General features: G+C 60.8%; 12 protein-coding genes. 6 read left to right on the forward strand and 6 right to left on the reverse strand.

What is annotated here, in order from left to right; genetic code table 11:
• Positions 1 to 35: 35 nt before the first annotated feature.
• The 3 genes from ACEN9A_RS03515 to garD all read left to right on the forward strand — a co-directional run bounded on the left by ACEN9A_RS03515 (position 36) and on the right by garD (position 4,597).
• Entirely contained in the window at positions 36 to 1,481 is a 1,446-nt protein-coding gene (locus tag ACEN9A_RS03515) for an aldehyde dehydrogenase family protein (RefSeq protein WP_258672366.1), read from the forward strand.
• Positions 1,482 to 1,664: 183 nt separating this feature from the next.
• Complete coding sequence (locus ACEN9A_RS03520; RefSeq protein WP_096481114.1) at positions 1,665 to 3,032, forward strand: MFS transporter; 1,368 nt, start codon at positions 1,665 to 1,667, stop codon at positions 3,030 to 3,032.
• Between the two features lie 11 nt (positions 3,033 to 3,043).
• The gene (gene garD, locus ACEN9A_RS03525; protein WP_018929532.1) at positions 3,044 to 4,597 is read left to right on the forward strand and encodes a galactarate dehydratase; all 1,554 of its coding nucleotides are present in this window, start codon (positions 3,044 to 3,046) and stop codon (positions 4,595 to 4,597) included.
• 117 nt (positions 4,598 to 4,714) lie between these two features.
• Here garD and mksF read toward each other — a convergent pair whose 3' ends face one another.
• From mksF to mksB, 3 genes are read right to left on the reverse strand one after another with little or no spacing between them, the layout of a single operon-like run.
• A complete protein-coding gene (mksF, locus tag ACEN9A_RS03530) occupies positions 4,715 to 7,555 on the reverse strand; it encodes an Mks condensin complex protein MksF (protein ID WP_019651130.1) in 2,841 nt (946 codons plus the stop codon).
• On the reverse strand, positions 7,552 to 8,253 hold the full coding sequence (gene mksE / locus ACEN9A_RS03535; protein WP_019651131.1) for an Mks condensin complex protein MksE: 702 nt from the start codon (positions 8,251 to 8,253) through the stop codon (positions 7,552 to 7,554). The genes mksF and mksE overlap by 4 nt, the downstream gene beginning before the upstream one ends.
• Positions 8,243 to 9,520, reverse strand: coding sequence for an Mks condensin complex protein MksB (gene mksB / locus ACEN9A_RS03540; protein ID WP_026286675.1), 1,278 nt, complete (start codon positions 9,518 to 9,520; stop codon positions 8,243 to 8,245). Before mksB ends, mksE begins: the two co-directional genes overlap by 11 nt.
• 220 nt (positions 9,521 to 9,740) lie before the next feature.
• Here mksB and ACEN9A_RS03545 point away from each other — a divergent pair, with 220 nt between their 5' ends.
• Positions 9,741 to 10,487 (forward strand): energy transducer TonB, encoded by a 747-nt coding sequence (locus tag ACEN9A_RS03545; RefSeq protein WP_258674136.1) that lies wholly within the window; start codon positions 9,741 to 9,743, stop codon positions 10,485 to 10,487.
• On the forward strand, positions 10,480 to 10,932 hold the full coding sequence (rimI, locus tag ACEN9A_RS03550; RefSeq protein WP_018929537.1) for a ribosomal protein S18-alanine N-acetyltransferase: 453 nt from the start codon (positions 10,480 to 10,482) through the stop codon (positions 10,930 to 10,932). The genes ACEN9A_RS03545 and rimI overlap by 8 nt, the downstream gene beginning before the upstream one ends.
• A 119-nt stretch (positions 10,933 to 11,051) precedes the next feature.
• Here the strand turns inward: rimI and ACEN9A_RS03555 are convergent, their stop codons facing one another.
• Entirely contained in the window at positions 11,052 to 11,453 is a 402-nt protein-coding gene (locus ACEN9A_RS03555) for a serine kinase/phosphatase (protein WP_258672367.1), read from the reverse strand.
• 183 nt (positions 11,454 to 11,636) lie between these two features.
• On the opposite strand from ACEN9A_RS03555, the gene can reads away from it, so the two are divergent.
• Positions 11,637 to 12,281, forward strand: a complete 645-nt coding sequence (can, locus tag ACEN9A_RS03560) for a carbonate dehydratase (protein ID WP_007939732.1) — start codon at positions 11,637 to 11,639, stop codon at positions 12,279 to 12,281.
• Positions 12,282 to 12,288: 7 nt separating this feature from the next.
• Here can and ACEN9A_RS03565 read toward each other — a convergent pair whose 3' ends face one another.
• Both ACEN9A_RS03565 and ACEN9A_RS03570 read right to left on the reverse strand, forming a co-directional pair.
• Positions 12,289 to 12,813, reverse strand: a complete 525-nt coding sequence (locus ACEN9A_RS03565; RefSeq protein WP_026346019.1) for an SET domain-containing protein-lysine N-methyltransferase — start codon at positions 12,811 to 12,813, stop codon at positions 12,289 to 12,291.
• Positions 12,814 to 12,994: 181 nt separating this feature from the next.
• Positions 12,995 to 14,167 carry a hypothetical protein gene (locus tag ACEN9A_RS03570; protein ID WP_019651135.1) on the reverse strand — a complete coding sequence of 391 codons (1,173 nt, stop codon included), beginning with the start codon at positions 14,165 to 14,167 and terminating at the stop codon, positions 12,995 to 12,997.
• Positions 14,168 to 14,174: the final 7 nt, after the last annotated feature.

Here is a 14,174-nt window from a genome sequence, read left to right on the forward strand (position 1 = left end):
TTGTGTGTGAGGACTTCTTTTAAAAGGTGCAAGCCGTGGCTGATTTGAAGCGTTACGACAACTACATCGGTGGCCAATGGGTCGCCGGCGCCGACTATTCCAGCAACATCAACCCGTCGGAATTGACCGACACCATCGGTGACTACGCCAAGGCCGATCTGGCTCAGGTCAACGCCGCCATCGACGCCGCTCGCGCTGCGTTTCCGGCATGGTCCACTTCCGGTATTCAGGCTCGGCACGATGCGCTGGATAAAGTCGGCAGCGAGATCCTCGCCCGTCGCGAAGAGCTCGGTACGTTGCTGGCCCGGGAAGAGGGCAAGACCCTGCCCGAAGCCATCGGCGAAGTGACCCGCGCCGGCAACATCTTCAAGTTCTTCGCCGGTGAATGCCTGCGTCTGTCCGGTGACTACGTGCCGTCGGTGCGTCCGGGCGTCAATGTCGAAGTCACTCGCGAAGCGCTGGGCGTGGTCGGCCTGATCACGCCATGGAACTTCCCGATCGCGATCCCGGCGTGGAAAATCGCTCCGGCTTTGGCTTACGGCAACTGCGTGGTGCTGAAACCTGCCGATCTGGTGCCGGGCTGTGCCTGGGCGCTGGCGGAAATCATCTCCCGCGCCGGTTTCCCGGCCGGCGTGTTCAACCTGGTGATGGGCAGCGGGCGAGTAGTCGGCGAGGCGCTGGTCAACAGCCCGAAAGTCGATGGCATCAGCTTCACCGGTTCGGTCGGCGTGGGCCGGCAGATCGCGATCAATTGCGTGTCGCGTCAGGCCAAGGTGCAGCTGGAAATGGGCGGCAAGAACCCGCAGATCATTCTCGACGATGCCGACCTCAAGCAAGCGGTCGAACTGTCGGTGCAGAGCGCGTTCTACTCCACCGGCCAGCGTTGCACCGCGTCGAGCCGTCTCATCGTCACCGCCGGGATTCACGACAAATTCGTCGAAGCCATGGCCGAGCGCATGAAGTCGATCAAGGTCGGTCATGCGTTGAAGTCCGGCACCGACATCGGCCCGGTGGTGTCGCAAGCGCAGTTGGAACAGGACCTGAAGTACATCGACATCGGCCAGTCCGAAGGTGCGCGTCTGGTCAGCGGCGGTGGGCTGGTGACCTGCGACACCGAGGGCTACTTCCTCGCCCCGACGCTGTTTGCCGACAGCGAAGCTGCGATGCGCATCAGCCGCGAAGAGATCTTCGGCCCGGTGGCCAACATCGTTCGTGTAGCGGATTACGACGCTGCACTGGAAATGGCCAACGACACCGAGTTCGGCCTGTCGGCGGGTATCGCCACCACGTCGCTGAAGTATGCCAACCACTTCAAGCGCCATTCCCAGGCCGGGATGGTGATGGTCAACCTGCCGACCGCCGGCGTGGATTACCACGTTCCGTTCGGTGGCCGTAAAGGTTCATCCTATGGCTCACGTGAGCAAGGTCGCTATGCACAAGAGTTTTACACGGTCGTGAAGACCAGCTACATCGGCTCCTGACAGGAAACACCGCCGTATCGGCATCGATACCGCACCCCTGTAGGAGCTGTCGAGTGAAACGAGGCTGCGATCTTTGCTTTTAAAGATCAAAAGATCGCAGCCTCGTTTCACTCGGCAGCTCCTACACAGGGAACACAACAGTTTCACCCGCGCATAAAAATAATCAGTGGGAGTACATCTACAATGCAATCGACCAAGCCGACTCACGTCCGCTATTTGATTTTGCTCATGCTGTTTCTGGTGACCACGATCAACTACGCCGACCGGGCGACCATCGCAATCGCCGGCTCCAGCCTGCAAAAAGACCTCGGCATCGACGCGGTCACTCTCGGTTATATTTTCTCCGCATTCGGTTGGGCCTACGTGGCCGGGCAAATTCCCGGTGGCTGGTTGCTGGACCGGTTCGGTTCGAAAAAAGTCTATGCCCTGAGCATCTTTACCTGGTCGCTGTTCACCGTACTGCAAGGCTATGTCGGTGAGTTCGGGCTTTCCACCGCCGTCGTCGCGCTGTTCATGCTGCGCTTTCTGGTGGGCCTGGCCGAAGCGCCATCCTTCCCCGGCAACGCACGCATCGTAGCGGCGTGGTTCCCGACCGCAGAACGCGGCACCGCCTCGGCGATCTTCAACTCGGCGCAATACTTCGCCACGGTACTGTTTGCACCGCTGATGGGCTGGATCGTCTACAGCTTCGGCTGGCAGCACGTGTTCATCGTCATGGGTGTGATCGGCATTATCTTCTCGGGGATTTGGCTGAAAGTTATCCACAGTCCGCGCCAGCACCCGATGATCAACGACGCCGAGTTCAAGCACATCGCCGACAACGGCGGCATGGTCGACATGGACCAGGACAAGGGCAAAGGCAAAAAGGTCGACGGTCCGAAGTGGGACTACATCCGCCAGTTGCTGACCAACCGCATGATGCTCGGCGTGTACCTGGGCCAGTACTGCATCAACGGCATCACCTATTTCTTCCTGACCTGGTTCCCGGTGTACCTGGTGCAGGAGCGCGGCATGACCATTCTCAAGGCCGGTTTCATTGCCTCGTTGCCGGCGATCTGCGGGTTTATCGGTGGGGTGCTCGGCGGGGTGATTTCCGACTATCTGCTGCGCAAGGGCCACTCGCTGACCTTCGCCCGCAAGGCGCCGATCATCGCCGGCCTGCTGGTTTCCAGCAGCATTGTGGCCTGCAACTATGTGGACGTTGAGTGGATGGTGGTCGGCTTCATGGCCCTGGCCTTCTTCGGCAAAGGTGTGGGCGCATTGGGCTGGGCGGTGGTGTCCGATACCTCGCCGAAACAGATCGCCGGTTTGAGTGGTGGCCTGTTCAACACCTTCGGCAACATTGCGTCGATCACCACGCCGATCGTCATTGGCTACATCATCAGCTCCACCGGCTCGTTCAAGTGGGCGCTAGTGTTCGTCGGTTGCAACGCGTTGGTCGCGGTATTCAGTTATCTGGTGATCGTTGGCCCGATCAAACGCGTTGTGCTCAAAGAGCCGCCGGCCAGCGGTCCTGAAACGAACAGCAAGTTATCTGAAGCGCATTCCTGAGGAGCGGCGTCATGCAGTTGATTGAACATTCCGACTCGCCGCGCTACATCCGCCTGCACGAGCGGGACAATGTGGTGATCGTGGTCAACGATCAGGGCGTGCCGGCCGGCACCGAATTCCCCGATGGCCTGGTCACCGTGGATTTCGTGCCGCAGAGCCACAAGGTCACCCTTGAGGACATTCCCGAGGGCGGCCAGGTGATTCGGTACGGCCAGACGATCGGCTACGCGTTGCAGCCGATTCCTCGCGGCAGTTGGGTCAAGGAAGATCAACTGCGCATGCCCACCGCGCCACCGCTGGACAGCTTGCCGCTGTCCACCGAAGTGCCGGCCGCGCAGGCACCGCTGGAAGGCTTCACCTTCGAGGGTTATCGCAACGCCGACGGCACCGTCGGCACGCGCAACATTCTCGGCATCACCACCACCGTGCAGTGTGTCACCGGCGTGCTGGATCACGCGGTAAAACGCATCAAGGACGAGTTGCTGCCCAAGTACCCGAACGTCGATGACGTGGTGGCGCTGACCCACAGTTACGGCTGCGGCGTGGCGATCACCGCCACCGACGCGTACATCCCGATCCGCACCGTGCGCAATCTGGCGCGCAACCCGAACCTGGGGGGCGAGGCGCTGGTGATCAGCCTGGGCTGCGAGAAATTGCAGGCCGGGCAGGTGATGCATGAGAACGACAGCTCGGTGGATTTGAGCGAACCGTGGCTGTATCGCTTGCAGGATTCCAGTCACGGTTTCACCGAGATGATCGAGCAGATCATGGCGCTGGCCGAAACCCGTTTGAAGAAGCTTGATCAACGTCGCCGGGAAACCGTGCCGGCGTCCGAGCTGATCCTCGGTATGCAGTGCGGCGGCAGCGATGCGTTCTCCGGGATCACCGCCAACCCGGCCCTGGGCTATGCCTCGGACTTGTTGCTGCGGGCTGGTGCGACGGTGATGTTTTCCGAAGTCACCGAAGTGCGCGATGCGATTTACCTGCTGACGTCCCGGGCGGAAACCGAAGAAGTCGCTCAGGAACTGGTGCGGGAAATGGACTGGTACGACCGTTACCTGGCCAAGGGTGAAGCGGATCGCAGCGCCAACACCACGCCGGGGAACAAGAAGGGCGGGTTGTCGAACATTGTCGAGAAGTCCTTGGGCTCGATCGTCAAATCCGGCAGCAGCGCGATTAACGGGGTGCTTGGCCCTGGGGAGCGGTTCAAGCGCAAAGGGCTGATTTTCTGCGCGACCCCGGCCAGTGATTTTGTCTGCGGGACGTTGCAGTTGGCGGCGGGGATGAACCTGCATGTGTTCACCACCGGGCGTGGTACGCCTTATGGGTTGGCGATGGCGCCAGTGGTGAAGGTCTCGACCCGCACAGAACTGGCGCAGCGCTGGCCGGACCTGATCGACATCGATGCCGGGCGGATTGCCACCGGGCGGGCGTCGATCGAAGACCTCGGCTGGGAGTTGTTCCACTACTACCTGGACGTGGCCAGCGGCAAGAAACAGACGTGGGCGGAGCAGCACAAGCTGCATAACGACATCACCTTGTTCAACCCGGCACCGATCACGTAAGGCCGCGTCCCGCGAAGGGGCCATGGAACTCACCGAAGGTTTCAAGAATGTACCCATAAATAAAAAGGCCGCGATCCATATTGGATCGCGGCCTTTTTATTGGCTTCGATTCAGGCGTCAGACCGCATCCAGCTCCGGTTCGTCCGCCTGGATGTTAACGGTTGCTTTCACTTCATCGTGACGACGGATGAACTTCCAGTCCGCCTCGTCGATGTAGATGCCGTTCGGGCCGCTGCCGCCTTCCAGGTCGATGGCGACGCTGGCGCAGACTTGCGGCTTCACACTTGCCAGGATCGGCACGAAGCCCAGCTGCAGGCTGGTTTCCAACAGCGCTGCCTGGTTCTTCTCGTCGATGTCCGCCGCCTCGTCGAGGTAGTACGGCAGGCGCACGCGACCGGCCTGGTCGCGGTCCATCAAGTGCAGCAACAAGTACATGTTGGTCAGCGCCTTGATGGTCATGGTGGTGCCGTTGGACGCCGCGCCGTCGATGTCGGTGTGGATCACCGGTTGGCCATTGACCTTGGTGATCTCGAACGCCAGCTCGAACAGATCCTTGAGACCGAGCTGGTTGTGGTTGGCCGCCACCAGCCGCGCCAGGTATTCCTTGGCCTCTTCGTTCTTGTTGTCCTGCTCGGCGCTTTGGCTCAGATCGAAGACGGAGAGGGTTTCGCCTTCTTCGTACTGACCGGCGCTGTGGATGATCTGGTCAATGTGCTTGAGCGCTTCCTTGTTCGGCGCGAGCACGATACGGAAGCTCTGCAGGTTGGAGACCTGACGTTTGTTGATCTCGCGGTTGAACAGCGCCAGTTGATGTTCGAGGCTGTCGTAGTCACTGCGGATGTTGCGCAGGGTCCGGGCGATGTCGGTAACCGCCGCGCGGCGCGCCTTGCCGAGGGTCAGGGCTTCATCGGTGCGGTGTGCGTACGCGTTGATCAGCAGTTGCAGGCGACGCTCCATATCGTCTTCGCTGTCGAACTTGGCCACGCCCTTGAGGCGAACCTGCGCGTAGAGCGCGTCGATCTGCCCGTCGGCCCGCAGCAGGCCTTGCCAGCTGTCCTGATAGTCATTGAGCAATGGCAGCAGGTTGTCCATGGAGTCGTCGACCGGGTCCATGAACGGCGTGCCGAACGGCAGGTCGGCCGGCAACAGCTGACGGCGGCGCAGTGCATCGTCGAGGGTGCGTTGCTTGGCTTCCATGTCGCCGATCTGCCGGCCAACCAATTGCAGCTTGGCCGACAGCTGCTGGACGCGTTCGGTGAAGGCATCGCTGGAGCGTTTCAACTCGTCCTGGGCGGCTTCCATCTGCGCCAGTTGCTCAAGCTTGTCGCCTTCCTCGGCGCTCAGGGTTTGCGCGCGGCGGAAGTCTTCCAGGGCTTTCTGCGCATCCAGCACTTGCTGATACAGGGCTTCGGTCTGAGTCTTGCTGGCCGCGCGGTCGGCCGCCACGGCTTGTTGGGTTTTCAGTTGCTTGAGTTCTTTGTCCAGACGCTCTTTCTGATCGCGCAATGCGGCGCGGTCGGCCAGGGCTTGCAGCGCTGGCGGCTCGATGTGCGATATGTCGATGGACAGGCCCGGCACTTCGAAGCGCTCGCCTTTGAAACCGTCGAGGATCAATTCCATGGATTTGACCCACTGACCGTCCTCGTCCAGCGTGATGCCATGTTCGCCCAGCGGCAGGCTGAACAGCGCGCTGTTGAACAGGCGCATCAGGCGCTCGACGTCCTGTTGCGAGAACTCTTCGCGCAGGCGGGCGTAGCTGTTGTTGTCGGCGTGATCGAGTTGCTGCTTCACCGATTTCAGGCGTTTTTCCAGATCGCGCAGGCGCTCTTCCAGATCTTCGGCAGAGAACTGCCGCGACTGGGCCAGCGCACCGGCCAGTTCGTCGTGCGCGTCCTTGGCGGCGAGCAATTGCTGTTCGAGGACTTTGACGTCATCGACCAGGGCGAAGCGATGCTTGAGCACCGACAATTCGCCGAGCCAGCGCTGGATGCCGGTGATTTCCCGTTCCAGGCGCATCAGCTCTTGAGTGCCACCGCGTTGATCGTTTTGCAGGGCATCCTGCTCGTTGCGGTAGTGCTCGGCCTGAATCGTCAGTTCTTCCTTGCGCGCACTGGCGTAGTCCGACCAGGTGCCGAGCAGGGAATCGAGCAGCGGCGACAGGCGATGCAGTTTGCCGCGCAGGATGTCCCGCTGTTTCACGCCGTTGGCCAAGGCTTCGACCAAGGGACCGGCCGCGACCAGCGAGTTGTAGTCCTGCTCCATGCGGCGTACATCGCGGAACGCTTCTTCGCACGCGGCGATGTAATCGACACTGCCGGAACGCAGGCTGTGTTCGAAGGCATCGAGGAACAGCTGCTTGAGCTTGGCCGCGGTGATTTCACGCATGTGCAGCAAGTTGATGAACAGGGCGCGGAAGGTCTTCAGGCTCTGCTCACTGGTGGAGCGCAGCGGGATCAGCGTCAGGTCGAGCGGAATCGAGGTGTGGCCGCCCACCAGCAAGCGACGCAGTTCATCCGGCTTGAGTTCGTAGGCTTTCAGGCCTTCGCGCTCAAGATTGGTGAACAGCTCTTTCTGCCGCAGGCAGGTGTCGTCTTTCTGATAATGAGCCAGGTCGAGTTTGCCGGCGTAGGCAAAGAACTGGTGACCGAAACCACCACCCGGGCCGCGACCGACCACGCCAATCACGTGCGGGCCGTGGGGCAGGGAGACTTCGACGAGGATGTAACTGGTGTCCGAGGCGAAGTAGAAACGCCGCGATTGTTCCAGGCTGTACTTGCCGAAACTCATGTCCGACATGCGCGCCAGGATCGGGAACTGCAAGGCGTTGATCGAGGCGGACTTACCAAGGTTGTTCGCGCCGTAGACCGACAGCGGCTCTTCCAGCGGGAACAGGCCGAGGCTGTAACCGGCGGTGTTCAAAAGGGCAAAGCGGCGAATGCCGTAGCGTTCCTTGCTCATGCGTCGGTCTCCTGTTCTTCGGCAATGGCGCGGGCCAGGGCGTCTTCTTCGCTCTCTTCTTCAAACTCGGTGAGATCGAGCGGGTCGTCGGTCTGCAGCAGTTTTTCGTCGCTGTCTTCGTCGATCAGCACCGGCGCCGGCAACGGCAGCACGCTGTGCAGGCTGGCGGCCAGGTCGCGGTCCTGCTGGACCGACAAACAGACATCGAGGAAGCGGTGCATCGGCGGCAGGAAACGGTAGACACCGTTTTCTTCGCCGGCGAAGCCGAGCTGGGTCATGCGGCGCATGATTTTTTCTTCGAGCTCTTCGACGGTCTGCACTTCGGCCTGGATGAACAGGTCGCGGTACTTCTCCAGCAACGATGGCAATTCATCGCGACCGAGGCTGCCACCGTCGAGCACGGCGATCGGGTCGCGGCCCTGGTCGGCCAGGTGTTCGACGAGGATGAAGGTGAACAGCGCCAGACGTTGCGCCGTCTTGTTTACCGCCGCCGCGGCCAGGTCCGGCACAAAGTAGTAGAAACCACGGGTGTCGCACACCAGTTCAAAACCCAGCGCCTTGAACAGGGTGCGGTACTGGTCCTGGAAGTTCGACAGTTGGGCGTACAGCTCCGGGTCGCGGCGGCTGACGTGGTAGCCCTTGAACAGCTCGCGAAAGATCGGCGCCAGCTGGGACAGTTCGGATAGATCAAGATGCATGTGGGGTGCTCGCAGAATCCTCGGCGGCGGTGTCGCGGGCCGAGAGCAGGGCGAAGGAGCGCAGGCTGACCTGGTGCTCGTGAGTGTGGTAATCGCGGCGTTCCAGACGCTCGCGCTTGAAGCGTTTTTCCCGCGACAGGCGCGAGAACCAGTAGAGCAATTCGTCGGTGGCGCCGTCCGGCTCCTGCTCCAGCAGCCAGCTCATCAGGTCCGGCATCGGCAGGGCGTCTTCGCAGCGTTCGAGCATTTCCCGAACCGTGCGTGGCGCGCGCGGGGCTTCGCCTTTCTGGGTCTTGTGGGCCTTGGGGAAACGCGCCGGTTTCGGCTCGAAACGGGCCAGGGCGTACACGTAGGCTTCGACTTGGCTGGCGCTGCCGAGGAAGGTGCTTTGCGGGCGGGTGAATAGCGGCATCGCGGCTTGCGGCACCGCATCGATGCCTTTGCGACGAATGGCCGACAGCGCCAGGGCTGCGCCACGGGTCACGGCGTTATGCCGGCGCGCTTCTTCGCGCAGCGGCAGCAGCAGTTCGCGGGCGTGACGCAGGGTCAGCTGGGCGCTGGTCTGCATTTCGAGGATGCGTGCGTGGGTGCGCAGCAGCATGTCGTCGTCGACCAGATGGCCGAGGCGCTGCTGTTCGGTGAGCATGCGCAACAACACGTTCTCAACCTTGCGCACGCCTTGTTCGAAGGCGCCGTCGGCATTCACCAACTGGATCATCGGTTCGACGTATTCGTCCCAGGTCGCCAGCACTTCAGCATAACGCTGACGCAGCGGAATCTGCCGGTCGCTGGTCTTGGCCCGCTCGGCGACGGCCACCAGGGCCTGTTCGTCGTTGGCGAGTTTCTTCAGCACGTCCCGCACACGCATGTCGAGCAGGCGCAACTGGCGCGCCAGATCGTTGCCGTCGCGAATGTCGAAGGCGTCCTGGATGTAACCGGCCAGGCGCTCGAGGTGGCGCAGATAGGCTTCGATTTCCAGGCACAGACCCAGACGGTGCTCACGGCGCAGGTAAGCGAGGAAGTCGTGAATCTGCGCGTTGAGCTCGAAACGGTTCGGGCTTTTCGCCACGGGAACCAGAATGTCGAGGCGGATCCACACGTCCAGCAGGCTGGTGATGTCCTGCGGTGTGCTGTCCAGTTGCTGGGCGGCCAACTGTGAACGCAGTTCGTTGAGGCTCAGGGTGCCTTGGTCGAAGTGCTCGCACAGTGGCTCCAGAAGTGCCCAGTGTTCAGCGAGGGCGCGCAAGACGCGCTTGGGTTCGATCATCGGAATGGCCGGCTGGTTGGCAATTAAAAGCCGCGATTGTACTTCATCGCAGCCGTGTCGATTCACTCTGGGGATGGGCTGTCGCTTCTTCTATCGGTGAAGTCTATCGATCAAGCGTGGGCGATCTTGAGCGAAGGGCGGTAGAATCACCGCACTTTAGTTATCCACAAGTGGCCGACCTTTGCTTATCGAGTCCCGTCGTCGCGCTTATTTGACCGCCATGCAGGTGGTCAACTGGCTGCCGCGCACCGAATTGCCCTTTGCTGCGCCATCGCGGCCCGAGCTGCTGGAGACGCCTGAACCGTTGGTCGTCGCCCCGGTTGCACCTGCTCCGGTAGCGCAAACGCCCGTGGAGCCTGCGGCCAAACCGGCCGAGCGGGTGAAAATCGAGGTGCCACGGCCGACGCCATCGGCTGGAAAACCAGCAGGCAAAGCGACGCAAGAGAGCGAAGAGGCACCGCTCGTCGCCAAGGCTGCGCCAGTGCCGCCGCCGCGTTTCGCCCTGCAATTGCTGCGAGCCGGTCGCTGCCTGTTGCTGGTGGAGTTACCCACAGGCGAAACTTTCCAGGCCCGCGACCCCGCTTATCTGTTGCTCAAAGACATGCTGCGCGCCGCCGGCCTGCCGGACAGCCCGCAGATCGTCGGCGAGCCGGTGCGCTGGCCGTTGCTGGCTCGCGGCACCATGGACCAAGGGCCGGAAGCGGCTCGAGATTTCGTACAAGGTTTTCTGTCGGCCCGCCTGGAAGACGCACCGTGCGTCTGCCTGTGGCTGATCGGCCTGCCGGCGGTGCGTTTTGCCGGTGAGGCCAACGCCGAATCCTTCAACCGTGAACTTCAGGTCGAAGGCCTGGGTTCGGTCTGGGCCTTGCCGGGCCTGGAGTTATTAATGGAAGAGCCACAGCGTAAGGCTGATGTCTGGCAAGCCATGCGTCGGCTGATGGCGCGTTGGAAAGAATCGAATGAGTGACGCTGTATCGTTCCGCCCGATGACCGAGGCGGACCTGGACGCTGTACTGAAAATCGAATATGCGGCCTACAGCCATCCCTGGACCCGCGGGATTTTTCTCGATGGCCTGGGCAAGTACCAGATCTGGCTGATGTTCGAAGGGCAGCAGCAGGTTGGTCATGGCGTCGTGCAGATCATCCTTGATGAGGCGCATCTGCTGAACATCACCGTCAAACCGGAAAATCAGGGCCGCGGCCTGGGTTTGACGCTGCTGGAGCATTTGATGTCGATTGCCTACAAGGCTGAGGCGCGGGAATGTTTCCTGGAAGTGCGCGACAGCAACCGGGCGGCGTTTCGGTTGTATGAGCGGTATGGGTTTAACGAAATCGGGCGTCGGCGGGATTACTACCCGGCGGTTGGCGGGCGAGAAGATGCCGTGGTGATGGCCTGCACCTTGGTTGATTGATCCCGCTAGGAGCTGCCGAAGGCTGCGATCTTTTGATCTTTGCGATGGCGCGCCTATAGAAGATCAAAAGATCGCAGCCTTCGGCAGCTCCTACATTGGCATACGGTCAGCCCTGTAGATCAAGGCTTGCCGTCCAATGGATCCTGCCGGGCCAGTTCCGCTTCATCCAGCCCATCGCCCCCACCGATGTCGTCCTCGTCGACAATGCGCAACTCCCAATCCGCCTGGCCGTCTTCACCCGCTTCGTGGGCATCCCGTGCGCCGTCTTCACGGATCAGGGTTTCCGGGCTCAAATCATCGTCGGTGGCGTCATTGTCATTGGTCGCGCCGGTCATACCGGCTTTGCGGGCACGCTGGTCGGGAATCTTCTGCGCAAGTTCGCGTTCGGGGATCAGGTCACCGATTCTGGTGCCGGGTTCTTCCTCGTCGAAATCCAGCTCATGCACCGAGCCCATGCGGTCTTCATCGTCGTCGATGGGCTCGGGTTGCTCCTTATCGAACGGACGTCGTGAATCAGTCATGGCTATTCCTCATACTGTAGGCCCTACTACAATTGACCCACTGGACTGCCGAGAATTCCCGCGGGCATGGAGCGCCGGCTAGCCGTTACATACATCAGGGCATCAGGGGGATCTGCATTTCGTGCGTGACCCCGACGGGCGGTTGTCTGTCAAAGCAGTGCATCATTCTCGAGGCTTCATTGCATGAACGACTTACAAGATCTGATTGATAACAACGAGCGCTGGGCTGATGCGATCACCCGCGAAGATCCTGATTTCTTTGCCAAGCTAGCCCGTCAGCAAACCCCGGAATACCTGTGGATCGGCTGTTCAGACGCACGCGTGCCAGCCAACGAAATCGTCGGCATGCTGCCGGGTGATCTGTTCGTGCACCGCAACGTGGCCAACGTGGTGCTACACACCGACCTCAACTGCCTGTCGGTGATTCAGTATGCGGTGGATGTACTCAAGGTCAAACACATCCTGGTGACCGGCCACTATGGCTGCGGCGGTGTACGCGCCTCGATGCAGGATCGTCAGTTGGGCCTGATCGACGGGTGGCTGCGCTCGATTCGTGATCTCTACTATGAAAAACGCGACGAACTGGCCAAGTTGCCCACCGAAGAAGAGCGGGTCGACCGCCTCTGTGAGCTCAATGTGATCCAGCAGGTGGCCAACGTCGGTCACACCAGCATTGTGCAAAATGCCTGGCACCGCGGGCAGAGCCTGTCGATCCACGGCTGCATCTATGGCATCAAGGACGGTCGCTGGAAGAGCCTGAACGCCACCATCAGCGGTTTCGAGCAGTTGCCACCGCAGTACCGTTTGCGCCCGGTCGAGGCGTTGTAAAAGCCTTTCAGCCGAGACTTCGCCGACGCCAGTGTTGAAAGAACTGTTCACCATTGGCATTCGGTGACTCGTCGTAGCCGATGATCCAGCCACGGCAGCAGGGACAACCGCAGCGGCAGGCGAACTGCCGCAGCAGCTTGTCTTCTGTCGCGGCGAAATCCATCGTCAGTCGGTCACCCTTTTTGATGTCTTTGAGCGCCCATAACCACAGCTCGCTCATATCGAGAAAGACGTTGGGGTCGCAGGAGTGACTCAGTAGACCACTGAAGCACGGATCGTAGACATGGATTCCCGGCGCCAACTGCCGGGTGTGTCGGCAGCGATAGGGCAATAGATGTCCGGAAACCCGGCAGATTCGGCTGATGCGGGGGAACTCGCGCAGTGCCGCGACCGCCATTGCCGAGCCCTGAGCGTTATGGATGATTTCAAAGTCGTCTTTGGAGGGGAATCCAAGGCGAAGGGGCAACTCTACAAACGGATAGATGCCGTTGGATGGCGGTAGGGTTGTTTCTTGTTCGGCACGGGTTCTCATAACAATCCTTGTCGGCTGGGTGCTACGACGTCCTTCAGCTGACTTCCTGTCAGCTCTGCAGCACATGGGGACACCCCAAGCCTCTCGCAAATGAAGCAACCGGTCTACTGTCAGATATGACAGGCGAAAAAAGCTCTTTCCCACGTCAGCCATGGCTCGCGCGGGAAAGACTTTCAGCGTTTTACAGGTGTGGGGCAGTAGTGGAGGTCACAAGAGCCGGGGTCTGCAGCTGTTTCAGCTCGGATTTGACCGGCGCTGTCGAGCATTTGGCCACCGCTTGCTCAGGCGTCAGGTTGCGAATCGAGGTGTAGAACAGTTCGCAGGTTTTTTCTTTCTGGGTCACTTGCCAGGTCTGAGTGCAGCTTTTCAGCTGAGCGGTAGGGTCAGTGCCCGGTTTGCTGCCCATTCCGGCCTGCCAGCACGCGGCACTCAAATCCTGCCCCATGACTTTCAGCCCCGCGGCGTCGGCCTTGGCCTGCGCATCGTCGCCGCTATAGGCTTCGGGGTCGGCGGCGTACCAGATGTAGCTCGGGTGGTTGGAACCCAGTACGGGTACCGTCACCCCCTTGCTCGGGCTGATGGTTGCCAGGCCCAATATTTCTACGGTCTGCCCGTATTGTTGCTTGATCCAGTTACGCACCGGTGAACCAAAGGCGACCATTGGCAATGCTGCACCTTTGGCATTCTGGCTGACTTCCTTGACCATGGTGGTCTGGTAGTCCGTGAAGTAGTTGTAGACGCCTTCCAGATCTTTGCCAGCGGTGGACGGTGCGGCAATCGGCGCGATGTCGATGATGGTCTGATAGGCCGGCGTCTGGTCGGCGGGAATGTTGTTGGCGGTCAGCAGCGCGGCCCAGCGGTCGGTGGTCTTGGACTCCAGATAGTCCTGGGCCTGGGTCAGGGAGTAATCCGGCGGGAAGTGCAGCAGTTCGACGCTTTTACGGTTTTCCAGCGCCATGCCCAGCGGCAGGAACAGGTACCAGTTATAGGTCCATTTGCCATCGGCACTCAGCTTGTTGGCGCCGTTGTAGGCCAAATCCCCGGCATTGAGCAGCGCGGTCAGTGGCTTGTCATAGCCTTTGGGCACACCGCTGATATGGGCGTGGAGCTGCTTGTTTTCGGTTTTGACCAGCACTTTTGCGGTTTTGTAGCCATCGCGCTGTACGCTTTGGGTCAGGTAATGCTCGACGGTCTGCTCCAGTGTCCAGTTGCGGAAGCAGATGACATTACAGTTGTTGGGGTAGGCGAACAGCCGGGTGACGCGTTCGGTACTGCCCAGATTCAGATCGACATCGGCGTGAGCGGCGGCGCTCAGGGTGAGCGCGGCGAGGGTGAATCCTGCGAGTTTGAACATGCTCAGA

It is taken from the genome of Pseudomonas sp. Pseusp18 (genome assembly GCF_059506005.1).

Coding starts and splice junctions, on each gene's coding strand:
- ACEN9A_RS03520 (WP_096481114.1), top strand. CDS start 1,665: ATGCAATCGACCAAGCCGACTCACGTCCGCTATTTGATTTTGCTCATG.
- garD (WP_018929532.1), top strand. CDS start 3,044: ATGCAGTTGATTGAACATTCCGACTCGCCGCGCTACATCCGCCTGCAC.
- mksF (WP_019651130.1), bottom strand. CDS start 7,555: ATGAGCAAGGAACGCTACGGCATTCGCCGCTTTGCCCTTTTGAACACC.
- mksE (WP_019651131.1), bottom strand. CDS start 8,253: ATGCATCTTGATCTATCCGAACTGTCCCAGCTGGCGCCGATCTTTCGC.
- mksB (WP_026286675.1), bottom strand. CDS start 9,520: ATGATCGAACCCAAGCGCGTCTTGCGCGCCCTCGCTGAACACTGGGCA.
- ACEN9A_RS03545 (WP_258674136.1), top strand. CDS start 9,741: ATGCAGGTGGTCAACTGGCTGCCGCGCACCGAATTGCCCTTTGCTGCG.
- rimI (WP_018929537.1), top strand. CDS start 10,480: ATGAGTGACGCTGTATCGTTCCGCCCGATGACCGAGGCGGACCTGGAC.
- ACEN9A_RS03555 (WP_258672367.1), bottom strand. CDS start 11,453: ATGACTGATTCACGACGTCCGTTCGATAAGGAGCAACCCGAGCCCATC.
- can (WP_007939732.1), top strand. CDS start 11,637: ATGAACGACTTACAAGATCTGATTGATAACAACGAGCGCTGGGCTGAT.
- ACEN9A_RS03565 (WP_026346019.1), bottom strand. CDS start 12,813: ATGAGAACCCGTGCCGAACAAGAAACAACCCTACCGCCATCCAACGGC.
- ACEN9A_RS03570 (WP_019651135.1), bottom strand. CDS start 14,167: ATGTTCAAACTCGCAGGATTCACCCTCGCCGCGCTCACCCTGAGCGCC.